Raw genomic sequence first — 4,078 nt, forward strand, 5'->3', positions numbered from 1 at the left:
GGCTGAAGTATTAAAACGATTTCTGCTCATGACTGGAATGCCTGAAAACAACATTTTGATTGAGGACCAAAGTAAAAACACAGCTCAAAATGCACAATTCACCAAAGAATTTTTAGAAAAAAAAGGGATAGACACCAATCAGGAATTTATGCTAATAACTTCTGCATTTCACATGTATCGAGCGAAAGGCTGTTTTGATCAAGTTGGATTAAAGACAGAGACCTTTCCTACCGATTATTATTCCCATGATGTAAAGTATGACCTACCATCCTTACTCTTTCCGGATTCTTTTTCACTAGAATACTGGACCAAACTGTTCAAAGAATGGATCGGAATAATAGTTTATAAATTGGTGGGTTATATTTAGAGAATTCGGAACTCTTCTATTGAACCAGTAAGGTTTTCTTAATTCCTATTTTCAATTTTTCATCTACCCCAGCTTGATCTGCAAATTCATTCCACCTTTTGATAGCTGATTTTACATTTTCAATTTTCTCTTCTGGTTTTTTGATATTCATCTTTCGGGCTACTTCCAGGAAATCTTCATCAGCAATATTTTCTCTTTTGCCATTGACAGTTAGAGATTGGGAACTCACCCAAATACTACCTGGTCTATAGGCATGACAAATATCATAAGCGGGTGAAAGGGTCCATTTGCCAGTTTGATCCATTAGAAACGCAAAGTTCTTGGTATGATCATCACAGTTTCTTGCTAGCACATTGAAGACCATTCTTAAAAACATTTGCTCAGCTTCCGGATAAGAAAGCCGCAACATTCTCATGGTTTCAAATACCTGCTCATAGCTAAAAGCTCCCACTTGATTGAAATCAAAATGCCTCAAGCCACAAAGACTTTGCATGTGGATTTTTTCTCCATTCTCCAATCTATCAAAGCGTTTGGTCATAAAATGTGCTCTGTCATTTTCTTCCAACAAGCTACATTCAGACATATTGATCCCTGCTTCCAACGCCATCAGATAATAGGCCATTTCCACTCTCCCATATCCTACGGTTGCCCCGAATTGAGAATCATGAACTCCATCAAATTTGATGATCCAATAGGAAAACCCTGCAGGAGCTTTGACTTGACCGCTTTTTACTGCACCGGTTTTAGAATTGTAAGCAATGACTGCCTTAGCTCTTGCACCACCTGCTGAAGTACCTATTTTAAGAATATCAGTCAAAGCCGATTGCTCCTGACTGCTTAAATCTGATTGAAACCCCTCTTTTGCATTGAGGATTTTCCTGGCAATATGGACCAAACTATCTATTTCCAAATTGCTGGCTTTGGTCACTTCAGTTCTTAAAGAAGGTTTGATTTCCAATGCCCCTACTCCCCGCTTCCCAATAAAGCAAAGCTGTTCCACAGGGTTGAGACTATCTGCCGGCCGACCATTTTGCACTAGCCATGCATTGATCAACTGATTCCCGTATTTATCAGGAAGCATATCAGCCAATAGTCCTGGCAATCCTTTGAAAGTATCGAATGCATCCCCTCTGGATTTCCTCAGCTCTAGAAATGAAAAAACTCGACTTCCTTGCGCCAAAGGCATTTTCACAGGTGAAATATCCAGACCAGAACGAAGAAAAGTCTGGTTGAACTCAAAGCTTCCTATTTGCTGGGTCTCATCCCAAAGTACTGCTCCCGCAAGTTTATCCCATATCCAAATTTCCGCAGCCTTTACCATTCTGAAGGAGGATTGTCAGCTGCCATGTCAGAATTACGAACCCGCTGCCGCTCGTGCTTCTTTTGAAGCTTAATGTATGCCATGGGACTGATTGTCTTCTTTTTCTCAAAAGCCTCCAACCACTGCAACTGATCCAACACTCTCAAGACCTGGATCAACGTAATCAGATTGACCTTCTCGCCTCTCTCCAAAAGACTCAATGTAGATCTACTGATTCCAGACTCTTTTGAAAGCTGATCTTGGGATTTATTCTGTGCAATCCGCTCTGCTTTGACAAAGTCTCCAATCTGCTGGAGTATCTGCAAATCACTTAATGAATTATAATCCATGTATGAAAAATCATTCGTTACACACAAAAATAATACTTATTGAGTGAATTATCATACATTTTATAAAATTTTATTTGTATTATAAATCATTCATTAAATATATAAATAACATATAATGAATGAAATTTCATACAATATGTAAAAATATATTAGCTAAAAAATTCTTCCCTACTCCATTTCCATTCCCAATCCCACCCCTTTTGCTCCAGCAAAATCGGATGATAGGCAATGGCTGCCTTGGCGGTTGGTGCATTAAAAAATCGTTGATCATCGGTTAGAATAGCTATTTTCTTTCCATCATCTACACGCATCAGATCCATTACAGCTGAGGGAATCTTTTTAGAATAGAAAGAATCCATTGCCAGCAACTTATTTTTCAGACTCCAGTTTATCTCAAAGTTCTTCAAGCTAATCTCCGGAGAAATTAGTTCGAATCCTTTCGATTGCGTTTGAACAAAAGACAGATACTCTTTAAGCAAAGCTAAACCAGGATTCTTCAATTGGGAGGGCCGAAAATCCTCCGGCAAAATACTACTGATCACATGCATTTTTTTTCTGGAACGTGTAATCGCCACATTTAATCGATTCTCTGCTCCAAACTTACCCAACAAACCAAAATTTGTTACCAACCGTCCCTCTCTATTTGGAGCATAACCTAATGACAAAATCACCTGATCAAACTCATCCCCCTGCACATTTTCAATATTTCTGACCTTAATCAAATCAGAGTTCAAACCGGATTTCCAAAGAAGATCCCGAATCAATTCCATTTGGAAATAATTCCCGGTAACAATACCAATAGAATCCCTTGGAGAATCCAAAGAAATCCTTTTCACTGAGTTCAAAACCTCTTCAGCCTCCACCCGATTGATTTGATTTTCCCAAATTCCCTCCACTTTCATCCAAGAAAAGGATGGAACTTCAGCTTCAACTGTTTTGTAATCAGGCAAAACCTCTAATATATTTTCATAAAAATGAGAATTGGAAAAATAAATCAAAGCAGGATCTTCAGATCTATAATGACCCGTCAATTGTTGCTTTTCAAAATAATATCCTGCAAGTTCCAATAAAGATTCCGATTCAAATTCTATCCCCTCCTCATCTGTTTCCCAGGTTACCTGATAAAAATCGGAAGGTCTTAATTGCTTTGAATCCCCCGCGACAACCACCTGTTTCCCACGCAACATTGCTGGAAGTCCTTTTTCAGCTTGGCACTGTGAAGCTTCATCAAAAATAACCAAATCAAAATCCTGAGAAGCTGGAAAAAGAGCTGAAACTGTCTCTGGGCTCGCAAGCCAGCAAGGCAAGAGTCGGAAAATCTCTTCGTCAAATTCCTGAACCAATTTCCGAATAGGCCAGCGCTGTTTCTTTTTATTTACCTGATGAGAAAGTTCTCGGAAGGTTATCCTATTTCCAAGTCTGTTTTCCTCCAGATTAGAACTTATTTGTTCACGTAGCCGCAACAACGCAAAATCCTTAGATATTTTTCTTTTTTCAAGAATAGCTGACTTTAACTCATCCATCTCATGCGCTAACTTTAGAGTTCCTGCTTCAGAGAGATGTGGATGTATTTTTTCCAATTCAGAAATCCAAAGTAAATACCATGAATCCTCGAAAACCTTAAGTTGCTGAGTAATTGTATAGTTAGGATATTTATCTTCCAAAATCTCCGCTAATTTCTTTTTAGAAATTTCCCAACTATCAATAAACTGGTCAAAAGCCTGAAGTTCAATAAAATCCTGATTCAGATTTGATCTATCAACTTTCAATCCTTCAAATAATAGCCACTCAATTTGATTCGAATTAAGGTAGTTCTTCCATCTGAGCAAATCAGATTCAAATTGTCTAAAATGCTCCACTAAATAAGTTAACTGATTCGTAAATTCATCCTGGCTTTGTTGAAGGCTATTAAGATCTAAAATCCCAATAATTCTTTTTAAGGTTTCCATATTTGAAAGCCATACCAAGACCTCATTTACCTCATTCTTTAAACTCTCGAGATGGGATATTGAAAAATCTAAGTGGGTAAAGTCATTCAACTTATTCATTTCATCCACAATT

General features: G+C 38.0%; 4 protein-coding genes. 1 reads left to right on the plus strand and 3 read right to left on the minus strand.

Translation table 11 applies throughout. The features are described 5' to 3' along the window. Positions 1-367, plus strand: a 367-nt coding sequence (locus Q0L68_RS17340; protein ID WP_296705523.1) for a YdcF family protein, incomplete at its 5' end; no start/stop codon positions are given. A 16-nt stretch (positions 368-383) separates the two neighbouring features. Here Q0L68_RS17340 and Q0L68_RS17345 read toward each other — a convergent pair. From Q0L68_RS17345 to Q0L68_RS17355, 3 genes are all read right to left on the minus strand, one after another. Beyond that, positions 384-1,688: a type II toxin-antitoxin system HipA family toxin gene (locus tag Q0L68_RS17345; RefSeq protein WP_296705524.1), complete on the minus strand. Its 1,305-nt coding sequence runs from the start codon at positions 1,686-1,688 to the stop codon at positions 384-386. Then, a complete protein-coding gene (locus tag Q0L68_RS17350; protein ID WP_296705525.1) occupies positions 1,682-2,017 on the minus strand; it encodes a helix-turn-helix transcriptional regulator in 336 nt (111 codons plus the stop codon). The genes Q0L68_RS17345 and Q0L68_RS17350 overlap by 7 nt, the downstream gene beginning before the upstream one ends. A gap of 149 nt (positions 2,018-2,166) precedes the next feature. Further along, on the minus strand, positions 2,167-4,078 hold a 1,912-nt coding region (locus tag Q0L68_RS17355), incomplete at its 5' end, for a DEAD/DEAH box helicase (protein ID WP_296705526.1).

The sequence above is a fragment of the Algoriphagus sp. genome (genome assembly GCF_024642405.1).
Lineage (GTDB): Bacteria > Bacteroidota > Bacteroidia > Cytophagales > Cyclobacteriaceae > Algoriphagus.

Excerpts from the sequence above, each read along its gene's own strand:
- Q0L68_RS17345 (WP_296705524.1), bottom strand. The coding sequence starts at position 1,688 with ATGGTAAAGGCTGCGGAAATTTGGATATGGGATAAACTTGCGGGAGCA.
- Q0L68_RS17350 (WP_296705525.1), bottom strand. The coding sequence starts at position 2,017 with ATGGATTATAATTCATTAAGTGATTTGCAGATACTCCAGCAGATTGGA.